The sequence below is a fragment of the Chryseobacterium sp. HNCC26DJ238 genome (assembly GCF_057180465.1).
Genome location: NZ_JBXUGI010000009.1, coordinates 42896 through 60834, shown reverse-complemented (window position 1 = coordinate 60834; position 17939 = coordinate 42896). Strand labels below are relative to the sequence as shown.

The following is a 17939-nucleotide window of genomic DNA, read 5'->3' as shown; positions in this document are numbered from 1 at the left end:
ATGAAAAAATGGATCACATTATCACTTGCAGCATTGGTTATACTTTCATGTAAAACCAGAAAAAATGCTATGCAGAACGCTTCAGAAAATGACAGCATTAAGGTGGAGAATCCAGATAATAAAAATCCTGTTGATGCCGGGAAAAACATTTCAGACAGGCTTACATTTTATGAGAGCATTTACATCCACCCAAAATTTGACCAGATTAAAATCAACAGCAAAATCACTGCTGATAACATAAGAGTAAGCCCACTTGACGCAACCATTTATATTGAAAGCGACAAAAAGATATGGTCAAATATTAATTTCCTGTTTTTTAATGCAGCACGGGCGATCATCACTCCTGAAGGAATTAAAGCAGTTGATAAATACAATAAAAATTTTATTGATTCCGACTTCGAATATTTAAACAACCTATTGAACATCAATTTCATTGATTATAAAACTTTAGAAAAAATTCTTTTGGGCAGAACTTTCCTGCAGGTCAGCGACAGAAATTCAAAGATTACTAAGAACATGGAAGGATACCAGCTATCATCTATCGTAAACCAGAAAATCGTTACCAATGATCAGGAACGTGAATATAAAATCAATATGCAGTATTCAAACAGCTATGATTTAATTAACGTAAAATTGCAGGATGTGAAATCCAATGATGCTGTAGAAATCGTATATGATCAGTGGGAGAGCTTTGATAATAATCTCAGATTACCGCAAAGTGTTAAAATAATTATAAAAGGTTCTAAAACAAGTCAGATTTTACTGGAAAACACGAAATTTGGCTTTACTAGAATGGAAACACCTTATTCAGTTCCAGCCAATTATAAGAAAATTGAGATTAAATGATTAAAAAATTTAGCTTTTTAACAGGAATTTTGCTGTTCTCACTGTACTTCGGGCAGAAGAAAGAACAATTACAACAACAAAATGCCGAGCTTAAAAAACAAATTGCCAAAATAAATTCTGATTTAGCAAAAACAAGAAGTGAGTCTAAACTTTCAATCTCATATCTTACCAGTATTAATCAGAAATTAGCGTTAAGAGAAAAAGTTTATAACAACACGCAAAAAGAAAAGAGGTTTATTGAAGATGAGATCTATCTCCGTCAACTTGAAATCAACAGGCAAAACCGGGAGTTAGCCGTATTAAGAAAGAATTACGCCCAGGTTTTGGTTAATGCTTATAAAAATAAAGGAGTTCAGAATAAAGTTACTTTCATTCTCTCTTCAAAAGGTTTTGGAGAAGCCATGAGAAGAGTTCAGTATCTTAAGCAATATTCTGATTATCAAGATAAAAAAGCTGCAGAAATCACCAATGCTGCAGTTGAATTAAAAAAAACCGTAGAGAAAAAAAGACGATCTGCTTTAGAAAAACAGAATCTTCTGGCAAATCAGCAAAAGGATCTAACCACCATCAGTGCTGAAAGAGTACAGAAAGAGCAACTGGTTAATGATTTTAAAAAGAACGAAACCAAACTTGCAGGTGAACTGAGACAAAAGCAAACTCAGTCTAAAGCACTTGAGGGACAGATAAGATCAATCATTGCGGAAGAGATCCGCAGGGCAAAAGCGGAAGAAGAATCAAGAAAAAAAGCGGAAGCAGAAAAAATCCGTCTGGCAAAAATTGCGGCTGACAGAGAAAAAGCAAGAATTGATGCTGAAAATAAAGCAAGAGCTGAAGCTCTGGAAAGAGAGCGTAAGCTGGCAGAAGCAGAAGCAAAAAGAGCAGCTGAGTTTGCTGCTAAAAGGGCTGAAGATGAAAGAAGGAGAAATGAAGAGGCAGCCAGAAGTGAAACTAATGATAGAGATGAGGCTAGAAAGATCGCAGCCAAAAAAGCATCAGATGATGCAGCTTTGAGATCAAGAGAAGCAGCCACGAAATTGGCCGCTGCCAGGGCTGCAGAAGCTGCATTGGAAAAGAAGACAGATGACGATAAAAAGGCAGCAGAGACAAAAGCAATGACCAACTATGGTGTCTCGACGTCAGCAGGGAATAATTTTGCAGCAAATAAAGGAAGGCTGGCAATGCCTGCTTACGGTACGATCACTCACCGTTTTGGAAGACAGCCTCATCCAGTATTTAAAAATATTGTAGAGGAGAATAACGGAATTAAAATTTCTGTAGCAAAAGGAACCAGTGCAAAAGCGGTATTTCCCGGAACGGTTTCTTCAGTAATGCCTGCAGCTGACGGAACAAAAACAGTTTTAATAAAACATGGAGACTATTTCTCGATTTATTCAAACCTTAGTAATAATACTGTTTCAAAAGGTCAGCAGGTATCTGCCGGAACTTCGGTAGGTATGGTGGCACAGGATTTTGACGGATCATATACCCTGGACTTCCAGATTTGGAGAGGAGATACCCCGGTAGATCCATTAGGCTGGATTTCAAATTAAAATATTAACTTTGTAAAAATTTTTAGAGATGTATACACTTACAATACTGTCATTATCATGGCAACACATACTGATCGTAGCGATCATTCTACTACTTCTTTTCGGAGGAAAAAAAATTCCGGAACTGATGAGAGGTATGGGATCTGGAATTAAAGAATTTAAAGATGCCGTAAAAGAAGAAGAAAAACCGGTAGTAACAAAAACAACTGAAACTCCAACTTCAACAACAACTAATAATACCGGCAACTAAATTTTTCAGATCAATGAATTTCAGTGAAAACGCTTGGAAAATCTTCAATACATCAATTGAAGATTACCATGTTTTAGATAATATAGAAACTCCCATTAATAACCCATATCCAAATGATAGTTTGGAACGTATTTTGTATGCTAAAAATTGGATTGATACCGTTCAATGGCATTTGGAAGATATTATCAGAGACGAGAACATAAATCCTGTGGAAGCTCTTCAGCTTAAAAGGACAATTGATGCCTCTAATCAGAAGAGAACAGATCTAGTTGAATATATAGACAGTTGGTTTCTTGATAAATATAAAAATACAATTCCTAAAACAGACGCAAAGATCAATACTGAAACTCCCGCGTGGGCAGTTGACAGGTTGTCTATTCTTTCGCTGAAAGTTTATCATATGTCGTTGGAAGCTCACAGAGAATCGGCTTCTGAAGAACATCGTTTGAATTGTCAAAATAAACTCGATGTACTTCTTGACCAGAAACAAGATTTATCTACTTCAATAAGTCAATTGCTTACTGATATTGAGAACGGTGATATTAAGATGAAGGTGTACAAACAGATGAAAATGTACAACGATGAAAGTCTTAACCCAATCCTTTATCAAAAGGAGCAAAAATGAAACGACAATATTTTTCCGGATTACTATTAATAATTATTATCTCTTCCTGCGCTACAGAAAAACCAAATGTTTCTCCTCTGTCAACAAGCTTTTACAGTGAAGCGAGAAAAGCTGATGCCGAAGCAGGAATGAGCAGTACTTTTTCTATTAATATCCGTGAAAATGTGAATGCGGCCGAAATCACCAATTTGATTTCAAATTTTCCTAAATTTAAGAATACTGCTTTAAATGATGAGATAAATATTTTGAAATATTCATTACAGAACTATTTATACGCAATTGATGCAGGTCATATTCCGGGAAAAAACAAAACACTTAGAAATTTAGAAAAATCTTACAAGAAAATTCAGAAACTGAGAAAAAATCTCAATAATGATGATGATGCAGTTTTAAACAGATATCTGGTAAGATTAAAGACCAATGTGACTTTTATTGAAGACTCAATAAACAGTAAAAAATAATTAACAATTTAATGATAAAAATTCAGGCGGAAGCTAATGTTCCTACAGATCACGGGAATTTCCGAATGATCGCTTTTTCAGAAGATTCCAGCGACTGGATGCCTCACATGGCGATTGTAGCTGAACATACAGATTTTTCAAAACCTGTCAATGTACGTTTTCACTCCGAATGTATTACCGGTGAAGTTTTTCATTCTCAGAAATGCGAGTGTGGTCAGCAATTAGATGCCGCAATGAAATACATGCACGAAAATGGTGGAATCATAGTTTATCTGCGTCAGGAAGGGAGAAATATAGGAATTATCAATAAACTGAAAGCCTATTCACTTCAGGAGCAGGGATTCGATACAGTTGAGGCTAATTTAAAACTGGGACTTCCTGTTGATGACCGGAATTTTTCTGTTGCTGTCGAAATTCTTACTATTCTTGAGATTCAAAATATAAATCTTCTAACTAACAATCCTGAAAAGGTCAGGTTTGTAGAAGAGAGCAGTATTAATCTAAATTCAAGAATTCCTTTGCAGATTCCAGCTAATGATTCAAGCCGTGGCTATTTAAAGACAAAGAAGGATTACTTTGGACATCTTTTAGATGATCAGGATTAGTGAATCATCATACGTATATAAAAGCAAAGCTCCGGAATTTTTTCCGGAGCTTTTAATTATAAAAACTGAAAAGATATATTTTAATTGATTTTCGTGTTTTTCACATTTGAATCATTTAATTGATAATATTTAATCACTGCATTGTAATCGCTTGTATCAACATTGTTTCCTCCTTTGGCTGCGCTGGCCGGAACCAATACAATTCGAAACCTCTGATTATTAAGATATTCATTTGCTTCTGTTGTATTCAGTCCAGATTGTAAATTAAAATTTTGATCATCTATTCTTATTTGAACATTCTGAGAATCAAATACAAAATTATATTGAAATTCTCTCCCCGTTGGCAATCCTGTCACATCATCTAAATACACCATTTTAGGAATCAACTGCCATGCAGAGCCTAAATTTCTATAAACTAAAACCACATCTGTTGACTGAATATTTATTCCTTGTGTTACAGCATAATTATTTGCATTGGTAAAAGTAGCGGTAACATCACGGACTTGAGAATATGTATCGAAATCCTCATTATCATTATCATCTTTACAGCTAAATATAAACAGACTTACAAAAGCAAGTATAAAGATCGGAAGAAATTTTTTCATTTTTTTAAATTTAATAATATAAGTACTTAAGCCCAATCAAAACATATACCAAAAAAATTAAAAACTTTGTTTCTCCTGTTGTTTTTAGTTGTATTTTTGTTATTATTCCTAAATTATGAACAAAGTAGCTTTTCAATTACTCTTCATTATACTTTTCATCTCTTCTCAAATTTCAGCACAATATCAGCCGAAAAACATTTCTCAGTCAGATCAGAAAAAAGCCCGACAATGGGTTGATGATACGTACAGCTCTCTTTCACAGGATGAAAAGCTTGGACAGCTTTTTATCGTTGCCCTCTATACCAATAAAGATGAAAACCATATTAACCAGATCAGAAATATCGTTATCCATGATAAAATTGGAGGCTTAATATTGATGCAGGATGACGCAGCAAGAGAAATTAACTTAGTGAACGAGTTTCAGCAAAAATCAAAAATCCCTCTGATGATTGGAATGGATGCTGAGTGGGGACTTTATCAGAGAATCCCTGCAGCACATAAATTTCCTTGGGCAATGACTTTGGGAGCCATTCAGGACAAAAACCTGATTTACCAAATGGCTGCAAAAATAGCAGAAGACTGTAAAAGGATGGGAGTAAATTGGGATTTCGCTCCCGTTGTGGATGTCAACACTAATCCAAACAATCCGATTATTGGAAACAGAAGTTTTGGTTCTGGAGTTTCTAATGTTACTCAATCTGCATTCTCCTATTCAAATGGTCTGCAGGATAACAGTATTTTAGCTGCAATCAAGCATTTCCCGGGGCACGGAGATACCAGCACTGATTCTCATCTGGACCTTCCTGTAGTTTCACACAATTTAGAAAGACTAAACTCAATAGAACTAGCACCGTTCAAAGCTTTGATGGATAAAGGAATTGGCGGCGTGATGATTGCTCACCTCTACGTTCCAAGTCTGGAATCAGGAAAAGGGATTCCAGCTTCTATTTCAAAAAACATCATTACCGGTTTACTGAAAGAAAAATTTGGTTACAAGGGCTTGATTATTACTGATGCTCTGAATATGGGTGCAGTTGCCAATAAATACAAACCGGGCGAACTCGATGCACTGGCCTTTAAAGCCGGAAACGACATCATGCTTTTTTCACAGGGCGTTGCAGAAGGTAAAAAACTCATTCAGAAAGCTATTGACAATGGGGAAATTTTACAATCAAGAGTAGAAGAAAGCGTAAAAAAAATTTTACTGACCAAATATTTTTTAGGACTAAATCAATATACTCCAAAAAATCCTGAAAATATTAATCAGGATATTAATAACGATTCTCACAAAAAGCTGGTTCAGAATCTCTATGCAAATGCCCTGACTTTAATCAAAGATGAGAAAGCACTGCTTCCATTGAGTAATAAAAAAACCTGTTATTATATTCCTCTTGAAGAAGCTCCTTATCAGACTTTTGCAGATCGGTTAAATGAATACTCAACTGTGATTGTTAAAAAGATTTCAGAGATCAGGTCTATTCCGAAAAATTCCACAGTCATTGTTGGTTTTCATAAAGACAACTCTACTGCTTACAAACCCTATAAAATTTCAGCTGAGTCGAAAAAGGCTTTAGCTGATTTAGCGAGAAATCAAAATGTAATTTTGAATGTTTTTGGAAGTGCTTATGCATTGAAAGATATAGATTTATCTAAAATTTCTACCGTTTTGATCTCTTACGAGAATAATGATGACTCCATGACCGCAACAGCAGATGCTGTGAACGGTAAAACTAAAATATCCGGAAGACTTCCTGTTTTGGTCAATGATCAGCTGAAGCCGGGAATGGGAATCAACTTAGAATCTCAGCAGTTTTCAAAGTCCACGAAATTCACCACAACAAAATAAAAGCAGACGGATGAAACATAAATAAACAGCGTTTCATCTCATCACAGAACATTAAAATTAAAAAGATGAAAATAGGCATACTTTGCTACCCAACATACGGCGGAAGCGGAATCGTTGCAACAGAACTAGGGATGTCTCTCGCCAATAAAGGCTATGAAGTACATTTCATCAGTTCGGCGCTTCCTGCAAGATTAGATATCACCAACCCCAATATTTTCTTTCATAAAGTTAATGTACAGACGTATCCACTTTTCCAGTACCAGCCTTATGATATTGCATTAAGCTCCATGATTTACCGTGTTGTAAATCTATATAAACTGGATTTGCTTCATGCCCATTATGCTATTCCTTACGCCTATGCAGCATTTACAGCCAAGCAGATGCTGAAGCAGGATAACAATGATATTCCATTGGTCACCACCCTGCACGGCACTGATATTACTTTGGTAGGTCAGCACCCCAGTTATAAACATGCTGTAGAATTTTCGATCAACCAGTCAGACGCAATCACTTCTGTTTCTGAAAGTCTTAAAAAAGATACACTGCAGTTTTTTCATATTAAAAAAGAAATTCAGGTCATCACGAATTTCATCGATAATTCAGAGTTTAATGAGCTCAACGAATGCCAGAGAACACAATTTGCCAGTGAAGACGAAAAAATCCTTATTCACGTTTCGAACCTGAGACCTGTAAAACGTGTGGAAGAAGTCCTTCAGATCTTTAAAAGTGTAGAGAAAAAAGTAAAGTCTAAATTAATTATTATCGGCGAAGGTCCGGAAATGGAAAAAGTAAATCAGTTTCTGGAAGAAAACCCGGAACTGATCTCTAAAATCCGTCTTTTAGGAAAAGTAAATGACCTGTATAGGATTTTACAGCTGTCTGACGTCTTTTTACTACCTTCTGAACAGGAAAGTTTTGGTTTGGCGGCACTGGAAGCAATGGCGGCTAACACACCGGTTATAAGCTCTAATGCAGGCGGAATACCGGAAGTTAATATTCAGGGTGAAACCGGATTTTTAGCTGAAATCGGGAATGTGGAAGCAATGAGTAATTATACCATTAAGCTTCTCAGCAACGATGAACTTTTAGCTCAAATGAAAATCAATGCTAAAGAGCAGGCCATCAAATTTGATCTGAAAAATATTCTTCCTATTTATGAGGAAATGTATAAAACCACCATTGCAGATTTTAAAAAGGAGACAGAGAAAGTTTAAAGTAAAAAAACAATCTACCACCCCGTTCATCTATAAAACTATTCTGAAAAGAATAGTTTTTTTTGTTAACAAAACTTATGTCACTCAAAATTTTATTACATTAGTGGTAACACAAAAACACCACAGATGAACGAAAGATTATTGCAATATCTTTGGAATTATAAGGTTTTCACTCATTTAAATTTCAAAGACCTTACCGGAAACTGTATCGAAATCATAGATTTTGGAAAATGGAACAAAGATTCAGGACCTGATTTTCTGATGGCGAAAATTAAAATCAACGACGTAACCTTAGCAGGAAATATTGAACTGCACGTACGCTCATCAGACTGGATCTTCCATCAGCATTCTACAGATCCCAATTACGAAAATATTATTCTGCATGTCGTTTTTCATAATGATGCAGATATTGATGAACTGACAAAAAATAACATTCCGACTCTTGAGCTGAAAGATCATATTGACGAAAGCATTTTTGAGAAACATGAAACACTGCTCAGGGAAAGCAAATTTATTTCATGTGAAGATTTATTTAATCCCCATGAGATCCCTTTTAGATTCTACGAAGAGACGTTACTGAAAAAATTGGAAGAGAAATGCTCGGAATTTGAAAAAGATCTTGAACTCTGTAAAAACGATTACGAGGCCGTTCTCTTTTACAGCCTAGCCTATTCTTTTGGTTTGAAAGTCAATGCGCACCTGTTCAGACAAATTGCCGAAAGCATCGATTTTAAGGTTTTTATGAAAATCTGCCAAAACAGGACACAGTTGGAAGCTTTACTTTTTGGCATTTCCGGTTGGCTTGAAAACCCCGAAGATGAACAGATGAAAATATGGAAAAGAGAATTTGATTTTTTAAAAGTAAAATTTAAAATATCAGACCTAACGATCCGTCCTAAATTCCTGAGACTCCGTCCTCCAAATTTCCCCACCATTCGCCTATCGCAGTTAGCAGATCTTTATCATCAGCATCAAAACTTATTTTCGAAAATTATCAATGTACAAAACACCGACGAATTGATAAATCTATTTAAAGAAGTAAAAGCTTCCGAATATTGGAACAACCGTTTTAATTTCGGAAAAATCTCACCTGTTGACCAACCTAAATTCTTGACTGAAGATTTCATTAAATTGGTTATAATCAACAGCATTTTACCTATAAAATATACGTATCATAAATATCTTTATGATGATACTACCGACGAAATACTCTCATTCTACAAAAAACTTTCTGCTGAAAAGAACTCAATTATCAAGGGCTGGCAGAACATAGGCTTAACAGTTAAAAATGCACTTCATACTCAAAGTCTGATTTATCATTACAAAAATTACTGCACATCAAAAAATTGCTTAAATTGCAGCATCGGATTAAAAATTTTAAAAGAAAACAATCATGTTTGACAATCTGCGTCACAAAATGGAAAGGGAATGGTTTGGGGTACTGACCAGAATGGGAGCCAAACTTGGAATTCCTGTTTCTAAGTTACGGGTCTTCTTTATTTATTCTACTTTTGCAACAGCAGGCTTCTTCTTTTTAATTTATCTGGGACTGGCTTTCACGCTTTGGATCAAAGATATTTTCATTACAAGAAGGCCAAGTGTTTTTGATTTATAATTATGGACTTTTTAAAGATTACATCTCCTGACGATTACCGTGTACAGAAAATTTACGATTCTTACAGCTCAAGTTTTCCGGAGGACGAACGAAGAGACTGGTACAAATTTGTGCGTTTATTTGTGCATCCGCAGGTGAAGGTAATTTCAGTATCAAATAAATCTGAAATTATCGGCTATCTGGTTTTGTGGGAATTAAAAAACCATGTTTTCGTAGAACACTTTGAAGTTTTCGCTGAATTCAGGAATCAGAAATTAGGATCCTACATTACCAATTATCTTTTTGACAATTACCCGAGAATCATTTTAGAGATTGAGCCTGAACATTTGAATGAAAATTCAAAACGCCGCTTCACGTTTTACCAGAGAAACGGCTTCCACCTGATCGACGAAATGTACATTCAGCCTAGTTACGGCGAAGATAAGCGTCCCCTTCAGCTATGGCTTTTATCGAATTATCATCCGGAAAACATTGATGAAGTAAAAGATGAAATCTATGACGTGGTTTATCATTAATCTCTTATACTTCCGGCTGTTCAACGCTTAATTTATTCAGTTTAGAATATTCTGTGAACGCTGTTTTTAGCTCATACTCTATTTCTGCAGGTTTAAAAGTTTTTCTGAATCTTTTTGAAAGATGATTTACTCTTTCAGCATAGTAAAGAAAATGATCAATTCCTTCCTCGTTCATACCATACTTGGTCAGAAAGGTAAGATCAGTTTCATTTTTAATTCTTTTAAGAAAATCCTGAGTTTCACCAAAGGTTGGAGCTGTTATTTTGGGTGCTGATGATTTTTTCACTAACCGTATCGCCTTACCAATTACATTGATCAGATTCACATGACCTGCATTGAAATCATGACCTTGAAATGTTTTTGGAATTTCATTTTTCGGCATCGGAACAGACATTGGTGATTTTACATATTCTTCCATTGATGATTTCAGTTCCTGCACTTTTCTGGAATCACTAAGACGTTTGTTATCCCGGTCCAGATTACCGGTAGGTGTATAGGTAATCTTTACTTCCGGAATGAGCGTTTCCACTCTTAAAAGAATAATACTCATTTGTGAATTAAAACTTTCTTTTCTGATAATCTTATCAGCCCGGTAATAGGTTTCTTTCACAAAGCGCAGTTCATCATTTTCATCAGCTTCAATTGTGAAGTTCCCTGAGATATCGCTCACAGAACGAACATTTTTAGTACTATTCAAAACTAAAACTCCACCAACATCCAAATTCTGATCATCCATAATTTTTCCGGAAATCTTCTGCTGGCTAAATAGCTGATTAACCAGGAATCCAAAAAAAACCATAAGACTTTTGGTAAAAATTCCTTTCACCTGATATTATTTTTTATTTGCGATTTTCATTCTTTCATGATATTTGGGAATTGCTTTTTCAATTTCGAAAACTGCTCCGTTTATATTTCTGGATTTGACAAAGTCCAGTGACCGGGGATTTTCAGTAAAAGCAAACTCCAAAAATTCATAGATCCGTTCATCTGGAATTCCTGCATTAATAAAATACTCAGCATCAAGCCTGCTTACCATCCATTTCTGATATCTTTGCAGATCTTCATACCGATAGAGCGTTTTCATTCTGCGCGCATCTCCACTTAATACTTTGTACAGGGCGTCAAGATTGACTGCGGCCATTGGCAACCCGATAACAAATGCATCAGAAAGCTCCGGGGCTTTCTCTCTCATGATCTCAGGTGGTCTTGGAAGACCTATATCTTTTTGTAATTTAGAGAATTTATCTTCTCTGGCTAATCTTTTAGAATCTTTATTTAAATTTCCTGTAAGATTAAAAACCTGTACCTCTTTTATTTCTTCCGGAATTCTGATCAGCATAACAGTTAATAAAGAGCCGTACTCAGAAATCCTCCTGGAGACTCTTTCATAACCCACTTTTGAAAATCTGATTTCGTCATTTACTGAACCATCTATTACAAAGTTTCCTGTAGCATCACTATATGTTTTTTTGTCATTTGAAATATTGACAACCAAAACATCTCTGATAATCATGTCATTCTCACTGACAACTTTACCCGTAATTTGCTGTTGCGTAAAAAAATTATTATAGATTAATACCGTAAAGAATAATAATTGTGTTCTCATCGAATATATTTTTAATCATTTTTGTGTTTATTTGTGTTTATGGTGTTTTATATGAAGTAATTCTGGTTAAAACAGCTCTCTGAAAACGCATAAGATCTGCATCACTGATAAAACCGTATTTCAGGATATTTTTCCTTTCAAAACCTCCTGCCAGAACATAATTGATAAAATGCAAAACCTGTGAATTCTCTATTTTCAGATCATTAAAATACTGATAACCTAAATTTGTTACAATATTATTTACAAAATCCATATCATCCCATTTGTTTTTCACCTTTCCAATAACAAAACCCTGCCCTTTCGGCTGTACAAATTCGCCGGGTTTAGCAGCAAGAATTCTTGGATCAGATTTCTGTAAAATGTAAAGAGCTAAATCGTTTTTAAGTTTTTCAACTCTTTTTGGCGGATTTAAAGTTTTAGTGTCAATTTTCAAATCCCCGGTCAGTGCTTTTTTGATTTCAACTTCATCAATAAGTTCTGCAATTCTTACCAATTTAATATTGATGGGTGAGGAAATATTTTCTTTGGTAATATTTGTATTGACTCTCTCATATCCTGTCTTTACAAAACGTAAATTGTCACCCTGCCTGCCGGAAATCATAAAATGCCCGTCACGGTTGGTCAATACACGCTCATCGGTGCGGATATTGATTACATTAACTTCAGACATTTCTACATTTTCTTCAGAAGTTACCTTGCCAAAAATAAAATCCTGAGCATGGGCACTAACAAAGAAAAAAAAGGATAAAATAAAGAATAATTTTAATTTCACAGACTATTGTTTTATCAAGCAAAACTAAAGTAATTTTTACTGCAATTCAGAAGTTTAACCACCGTTAACGCTTTTAGTATTTTTTTTTGAAATTTTCTATTTCAAACTGTTAAAAACCAATCATCTTTTGTTAAAATCCCATTTAAATTTTAATTAAATTGCAGTCTTAATTCCTTTATCATGCAGAATTCTTATACCGTCATTAACGCTTCCGCAGGTTCTGGCAAAACCTATGCGCTTGTACAGCGTCTTCTGATGATCTGCCTGCGACATCCTTACCAACAGCATGCGATCCGAAACATTCTGGCACTGACTTTTACCAATAAGGCAGCCAATGAAATGAAAGAAAGAATCTTATCCTGGCTTGGAAATTTCACTGCTCCGAATTATTCAGAAAATAAAGATTTAAAAAATATTCAGACCGCTTTTGAAAATGAAAGTCTGAAAATCACCATTGATGAACTTCATTACAGGTCAAAAAAGCTACTGGACTATGTTCTTCACAACTATTCCACTTTAAACATCGGAACGATTGACCGTTTCAATTCAAGACTTGTAAGAAGCTTTTCGTATGAATTGGGCCTTGCTAAAAATTTCAATCTTGAAATTGATGCAGAACCTTTTCTGATTGAAGCCGTTGACAAAATGCTCGATCAGATCGGAGAAAATGAAAGTATCTCACACTCCTTTATGGATTATGTAGATTACAGCCTTGAAAATAACGAGAGAATTAATCTGAATAAAAATCTTTACGATTCTGCGAAAGAGTTTGTCAAAGACATTCACTACGAACACCTTAAAAATAATAAAAGTTTTGACGATATCAAATACGAAGATATCAAGAACACGCTTCGTAAAGAAATTGTTTCCAATAAAAAACGTTCCTTAGAAATTGCGGCAGAATCCATTGCTCTTTTCACATCAAGAAATATCGAAGTCGAAGATTTTTCTCAGGGTAAAAACGGAATTGGAGGTTTCTTTACTAAAATTTTAGATTTTTACAATAAAAAAAGACCGGGATTTCCATTTCCTACTAATGAGGAAAGTGCTTTAAACAATATCCAGAAGGGAGCTGCCGCAAAATCTAAGCACAAAGAATCAGAAATTTTTGAAATTCTTGAACAGTTACTGGATAACAGAATGCAGTTAATCCTTTTATTTATTGAAACTCAGAAAAAAGAGAAAATACTTTCAGCACTTCTTCCCTTAAAAGTAAATAAAGATATTCAGGACGAACTGAAAAAAATAGAAGATGAAAATGATCTGGTTCTCCTTTCAAAATTCAATATCCTTATCAATGAAAACCTTAAAAATGAGCCATCGGCTTTCATTTATGAAAAAGTAGGCTCACAGTTTCAGCACTACTTCTTTGATGAATTTCAGGATACATCCGAATTACAGTGGCAAAACTTTATGCCGTTAAGAGACCACAGTGTTTCAACAGAAAATACTTCTTTTACTTTAGTGGGAGACCCAAAACAGAGTATTTACCGTTTTCGGGGCGGAGAAAGTAAACTGATGCTGGATATTATCAACAAAAAAGAAATTTCACCAAAAGAAGCAGAATTACTGGTTTTAAAAGATAACTGGCGAAGTGCGAAGAATATCGTTGAGTTTAACAATGAATTATACCGATTCCATTCAAATGATCTGGAAGAGGAACATAAAAATATTTTCGGAACCGATGCTGAACAGAATCCCAAATCAAAAATAGAGGGAAGAGTAAAAGTTAACCTGATTGAAAACCTCACCAAGGAAGATTTTTACAACGATGTTTCTGAAAAAATGCAGAAGGACATCCAGGAATGTCTGAATAATGGATTTACCTTTTCTGACATCACCATTCTCTGCCGCGGCAACTTTGATATTTTCAGCTATTCACAGAAATTAGGAAATCTTAAAGTCATCTATAAAGGTGAAGAAACCAATATCAAAACGATTTCTGACAAAGGCCTGACTTTAGAATTATCAAATACATTACAGGCAGTTGTTCAGTTTCTCAGATGGGAAACCAACCCCAAAAACAAGCCTCATCTGATTATGCTTATGTTTTATCTGAACCGTTTGGGCAGGGTTAAAATGGTTGATTTCAGTTTGGATATGAAAGAAATCCTTTCTATTGATTCCCACGAAGAGATTTTAGAATACATACAGAAAAAATACACTCTTAAGCTAAAGCAGGATCATTTTCCGAAGTTCAATCTTTATAATTTTGTTGAATATTATATCAATGAATTTACTGTAGAAAACAAAGAAACAGACTTTCTTCTTAACTTTCTTGAAATGCTGTTCAATTTTACTCAAAATGCAGGGGCCAGCACGAAAGAATTTTTGAAATACTGGGATGAAGAAGCTTCAAAACATACCATCCAGGCGTCTGAAAACATCGATGCTATTCAGATCATGACGATTCACAAAGCAAAAGGCCTTGAATTTCCAATTGTTTTCATACCGCTTGAGAATAAAAATGCTGACAGCCAGTTTAACAATTGGTTTGATACGACTGATGATGATGCCCTGAAATCTGTGAACATCAACCAGTTCAATAAAAGCCTTGAAGCCTATGATCCGGAGATTGAAAAATTTAACAAGATCAATTCTTACAAAAACTTTGTAGACCGGCTCTGCCTCCAGTATGTAGCAACAACAAGACCTGTAGAACAGCTTTTCTTCTATCTTCAGAAAGCTAATAAAACGTCAAACAATCTTGAAATTTTAGAATTTATACAATCTAAAAACACTGACAATCTCGATGAATTTGATCTGTATAAAACAGATGGTGAAATGCTGGTAAAACACACACAACATAAAGTTTCATCATACCAGACAAAAAACATTCAAAATCTGAATAACCAGCACGAAAGGACCACTTCTATAAAGATTGCCACACCTTCAAAAACATATCAGGAACGTAACACGAAAGTGAGAACAGGAATCTTTGTCCATGAATTATTATCAAGAATAAATACGGAAAAGGATATTGAAAAAGTACTGGAATCTTACACGCTCGAAGGCCAGATCACTTTAGAGGAAAGACAAGAAATAAGAAGTGCTTTACAGGAAATAATTCATACTTATTCTGAATTTTTTGATGAAAAATGGGAAGTCATCAATGAGAAAGACATTATGATTTCCGAACGGGGGGTCAGTAAAATATACCGCCCTGACCGCATTTTAAAAAACAGCGAAGGTTGTATCATTGTCGATTTCAAAACGGGGCAGGAATCTGAAAAGAACGAAAAACAGATAGAAACCTATAAAAGTGTGCTGGAAAATTTGGGGATGAAAGTCCTTAAAACCCAACTGATCTATTTATAATTAATAATTTTTATTAAATTCTCTTTTATTCTTTACCTCACCCCTAAATATTTTTCCAATACTTAAAGATCAATATATTTACGTTTTTAACATCTGTATTATTTTATCGTAAAATCTTCTTTAAAAATAACACAGAACAAACACAAATAATTGATTAACAATTACTTGACAATAAAAATTCACTTGCCAATCTAATTTATTTTTATAATTTTAAAAACTCAAAATGATGTTTAAAAATTATGAAACAAATTAACGCTATTGCAATAGCGAGTATTGCTTCGTTGTTGATGTATTCATGTTCAACGGAAAGGGAACCTGAAACTGAAAATTCCCACAACAAAGAAAATTTAATACTCAAACGTAATATGGACATCTGTAAAGTTTTCCATAACGCTGTAGAAAGCTCTATAATACAAGGTGTAAAAGGTGTACATGTGGACAATGGCATTTCAACAAAATGTGATAATAATATTCTGATTTTTCCGACAGCCCAGTCTTATGAAAACGCAATAACAATATTAGATCAACTTATTGACAGTCATAATGATAATTTTGACCAAAATACCTTTAACATGACAGATGTTAAAGCGGATGATTATGCTGACAGTTTAGGATTTAATGAAGATCAGCCCCTGCTTGATTTTGAAAAGGATTTAAATTTCTGTTCTCACCGAAATTATGTTGAAACCCTAGAAAAAGACTGGCTGAGCCAGCAAGGTGATGGCGCTTGGAATTTGAATACCAGTCCGGACAGTCACTACATTGATGATGAGACGGAAAGAGCCCTGTTAAGCATCGGGGCAGAATACATAATAGGCAACTGTGCAGACGGATATAAATATTTTAAACAATTTGGCTGGGGTACTGTTGAATTAGATATTGAAGACCTTAATACACTTTCAAATACAATTACTTCTCTTAATCATATAATACACCCATCACATATTGATGGTCCGACTCACCAGCAGGTTACTCAGTATTTAAACTCCATCAAAAGAAATTACAAAGTAGACATCAAAGATATAGGTGCTGTTATAGGGCAGCTTGGCCCGCTGAGTGATGGCTGTAAAGAATATGCAAAGGAAAAGGGAGAAAAAATATTTAACAGCAACAGAAGAATCAAGTGGAAACATAAATTTGTGAGAAGAGCTGGAATTGGCTCAAATTCATCAGTAAAAGGAAAATCTGTAACAAAATCATACAGAAAAAAAAATGGGAAATGGAAAAAATACAGAGCTAAGATCACAGCAGATCTTAAAGGTGTAGTATACTCCAACTGTAGTACTGAAGAATCTCTGACTTCTACTAAAGAGAAAAGGAGAAAAAGATTAAAAAATATAAAATCTCTAAATGATCCCGGCAGCAACCTGCAGAGTAAAAAACTCAGACCAAAGGGACTTTTTAGTATCCATAAACAGGAAGGAAATTACTTTGAAGATGAAATATATTGATATGAATACCAGAATTTGGAATGTTTTTTTTCAGATCTCCTGCCTCTTCACAGCAGGAATATTATATTCTCAGAACTATCCACTGAAGTTTGGAATAAAAGCAGGCTGGAATTATTCCCACATCAATGCAATTGATGAAGTAGGTAAACTTTCAGGTTATTTAAGTGATCTCATTGATGAAGCTTATGCAGGCTTTTTAATAGAAAAACAAATTTCATCGAAGTCTTTTATCCAGCTTTCTTCTATCGTTTCTTTCACGGAGTCGGTCACTTTTATAGAACTGCCTGTATATTATAGGTATAATTTTTATAAAAAATTCTCAGTACTTGCGGGCCCAAAACTGAATTATATTCCAGATGAACAGTTTAATAATTTTTACTACTTTAAAAAGAGATTTGGCATCAGTACAGATATGGGTTTAAATTATAAACTGTGTGATCATTTCACCCTTGAAGGTACTGTTTCAAAAGGATTTACAAAACAGTTTGATAAATTGGCATTAACATATTATAAAGCCCGAAGAGATGTTTACAGAATCGGGATAATCTATATTTTCTGATTCGTCAGGGACTAAATAACTGTATTAAAAATTATTCTAAAATTTTTAGGCCTCTAAAACTCAATAATAATTCAGAAACCTAAAGAAGTATTTCGGTATAG

At 34.6% G+C, this 17939-nt stretch carries 18 protein-coding genes; 14 read left to right on the top strand and 4 right to left on the bottom strand.

Translation table 11 applies throughout. From position 1 onward, the window contains the following. The 6 genes from lolB1 to ribA are packed head-to-tail and all read left to right on the top strand — an operon-like array spanning position 1 to position 4337. On the top strand, positions 1-846 hold the full coding sequence (lolB1, locus tag AC2A07_RS10155) for a lipoprotein insertase outer membrane protein LolB1 (RefSeq protein WP_484050290.1): 846 nt from the start codon (positions 1-3) through the stop codon (positions 844-846). Continuing rightward, on the top strand, positions 843-2396 hold the full coding sequence (locus AC2A07_RS10150) for a murein hydrolase activator EnvC family protein (RefSeq protein WP_484050289.1): 1554 nt from the start codon (positions 843-845) through the stop codon (positions 2394-2396). Before lolB1 ends, AC2A07_RS10150 begins: the two co-directional genes overlap by 4 nt. Before the next feature lie 28 nt (positions 2397-2424). Continuing rightward, complete coding sequence (locus AC2A07_RS10145) at positions 2425-2646, top strand: twin-arginine translocase TatA/TatE family subunit (RefSeq protein WP_314498271.1); 222 nt, start codon at positions 2425-2427, stop codon at positions 2644-2646. A 13-nt stretch (positions 2647-2659) separates the two neighbouring features. Continuing rightward, entirely contained in the window at positions 2660-3271 is a 612-nt protein-coding gene (locus tag AC2A07_RS10140) for a DUF4254 domain-containing protein (protein WP_484050288.1), read from the top strand. Next, the gene (locus AC2A07_RS10135) at positions 3268-3732 is read left to right on the top strand and encodes a hypothetical protein (protein ID WP_484050287.1); all 465 of its coding nucleotides are present in this window, start codon (positions 3268-3270) and stop codon (positions 3730-3732) included. The genes AC2A07_RS10140 and AC2A07_RS10135 overlap by 4 nt, the downstream gene beginning before the upstream one ends. A gap of 11 nt (positions 3733-3743) precedes the next feature. Then, positions 3744-4337, top strand: coding sequence for a GTP cyclohydrolase II (gene ribA / locus AC2A07_RS10130; RefSeq protein WP_484050286.1), 594 nt, complete (start codon positions 3744-3746; stop codon positions 4335-4337). A gap of 80 nt (positions 4338-4417) precedes the next feature. On the opposite strand, the gene AC2A07_RS10125 is transcribed toward ribA, so the two are convergent. Next, complete coding sequence (locus AC2A07_RS10125; RefSeq protein WP_484050285.1) at positions 4418-4942, bottom strand: hypothetical protein; 525 nt, start codon at positions 4940-4942, stop codon at positions 4418-4420. Positions 4943-5057: 115 nt separating this feature from the next. Between AC2A07_RS10125 and AC2A07_RS10120 the strand changes: the two genes are divergently transcribed. The 5 genes from AC2A07_RS10120 (at position 5058) to AC2A07_RS10100 (ending at position 10132) form a co-directional block, all read left to right on the top strand. Next, a complete protein-coding gene (locus tag AC2A07_RS10120; protein ID WP_484050284.1) occupies positions 5058-6788 on the top strand; it encodes a glycoside hydrolase family 3 protein in 1731 nt (576 codons plus the stop codon). 65 nt (positions 6789-6853) lie between these two features. Continuing rightward, complete coding sequence (gene bshA, locus AC2A07_RS10115) at positions 6854-8002, top strand: N-acetyl-alpha-D-glucosaminyl L-malate synthase BshA (protein ID WP_314498257.1); 1149 nt, start codon at positions 6854-6856, stop codon at positions 8000-8002. A 126-nt stretch (positions 8003-8128) separates the two neighbouring features. After that, positions 8129-9403 carry a DUF2851 family protein gene (locus AC2A07_RS10110; protein ID WP_484050283.1) on the top strand — a complete coding sequence of 425 codons (1275 nt, stop codon included), beginning with the start codon at positions 8129-8131 and terminating at the stop codon, positions 9401-9403. Further along, positions 9396-9617 (top strand): PspC family transcriptional regulator, encoded by a 222-nt coding sequence (locus AC2A07_RS10105; protein ID WP_034678114.1) that lies wholly within the window; start codon positions 9396-9398, stop codon positions 9615-9617. The genes AC2A07_RS10110 and AC2A07_RS10105 overlap by 8 nt, the downstream gene beginning before the upstream one ends. 2 nt (positions 9618-9619) lie before the next feature. After that, on the top strand, positions 9620-10132 hold the full coding sequence (locus tag AC2A07_RS10100; protein ID WP_484050282.1) for a GNAT family N-acetyltransferase: 513 nt from the start codon (positions 9620-9622) through the stop codon (positions 10130-10132). 4 nt (positions 10133-10136) lie between these two features. On the opposite strand, the gene AC2A07_RS10095 is transcribed toward AC2A07_RS10100, so the two are convergent. The 3 genes from AC2A07_RS10095 to AC2A07_RS10085 are packed head-to-tail and all read right to left on the bottom strand — an operon-like array spanning position 10137 to position 12510. Further along, positions 10137-10958, bottom strand: a complete 822-nt coding sequence (locus AC2A07_RS10095) for a hypothetical protein (RefSeq protein ID WP_484050281.1) — start codon at positions 10956-10958, stop codon at positions 10137-10139. A 6-nt stretch (positions 10959-10964) separates the two neighbouring features. Next, positions 10965-11738, bottom strand: a complete 774-nt coding sequence (locus tag AC2A07_RS10090; protein WP_484050280.1) for a carboxypeptidase-like regulatory domain-containing protein — start codon at positions 11736-11738, stop codon at positions 10965-10967. Between the two features lie 37 nt (positions 11739-11775). After that, the gene (locus AC2A07_RS10085) at positions 11776-12510 is read right to left on the bottom strand and encodes a hypothetical protein (protein ID WP_484050279.1); all 735 of its coding nucleotides are present in this window, start codon (positions 12508-12510) and stop codon (positions 11776-11778) included. Positions 12511-12690: 180 nt separating this feature from the next. On the opposite strand from AC2A07_RS10085, the gene AC2A07_RS10080 reads away from it, so the two are divergent. From AC2A07_RS10080 to AC2A07_RS10070, 3 genes are all read left to right on the top strand, one after another. After that, on the top strand, positions 12691-15828 hold the full coding sequence (locus AC2A07_RS10080; protein ID WP_484050278.1) for a UvrD-helicase domain-containing protein: 3138 nt from the start codon (positions 12691-12693) through the stop codon (positions 15826-15828). A 239-nt stretch (positions 15829-16067) separates the two neighbouring features. Further along, positions 16068-17279 (top strand): hypothetical protein, encoded by a 1212-nt coding sequence (locus AC2A07_RS10075; RefSeq protein WP_484050277.1) that lies wholly within the window; start codon positions 16068-16070, stop codon positions 17277-17279. A 1-nt stretch (position 17280) separates the two neighbouring features. Continuing rightward, entirely contained in the window at positions 17281-17838 is a 558-nt protein-coding gene (locus AC2A07_RS10070; RefSeq protein ID WP_484050276.1) for a hypothetical protein, read from the top strand. The last annotated feature ends 101 nt before the right edge of the window (positions 17839-17939 follow it).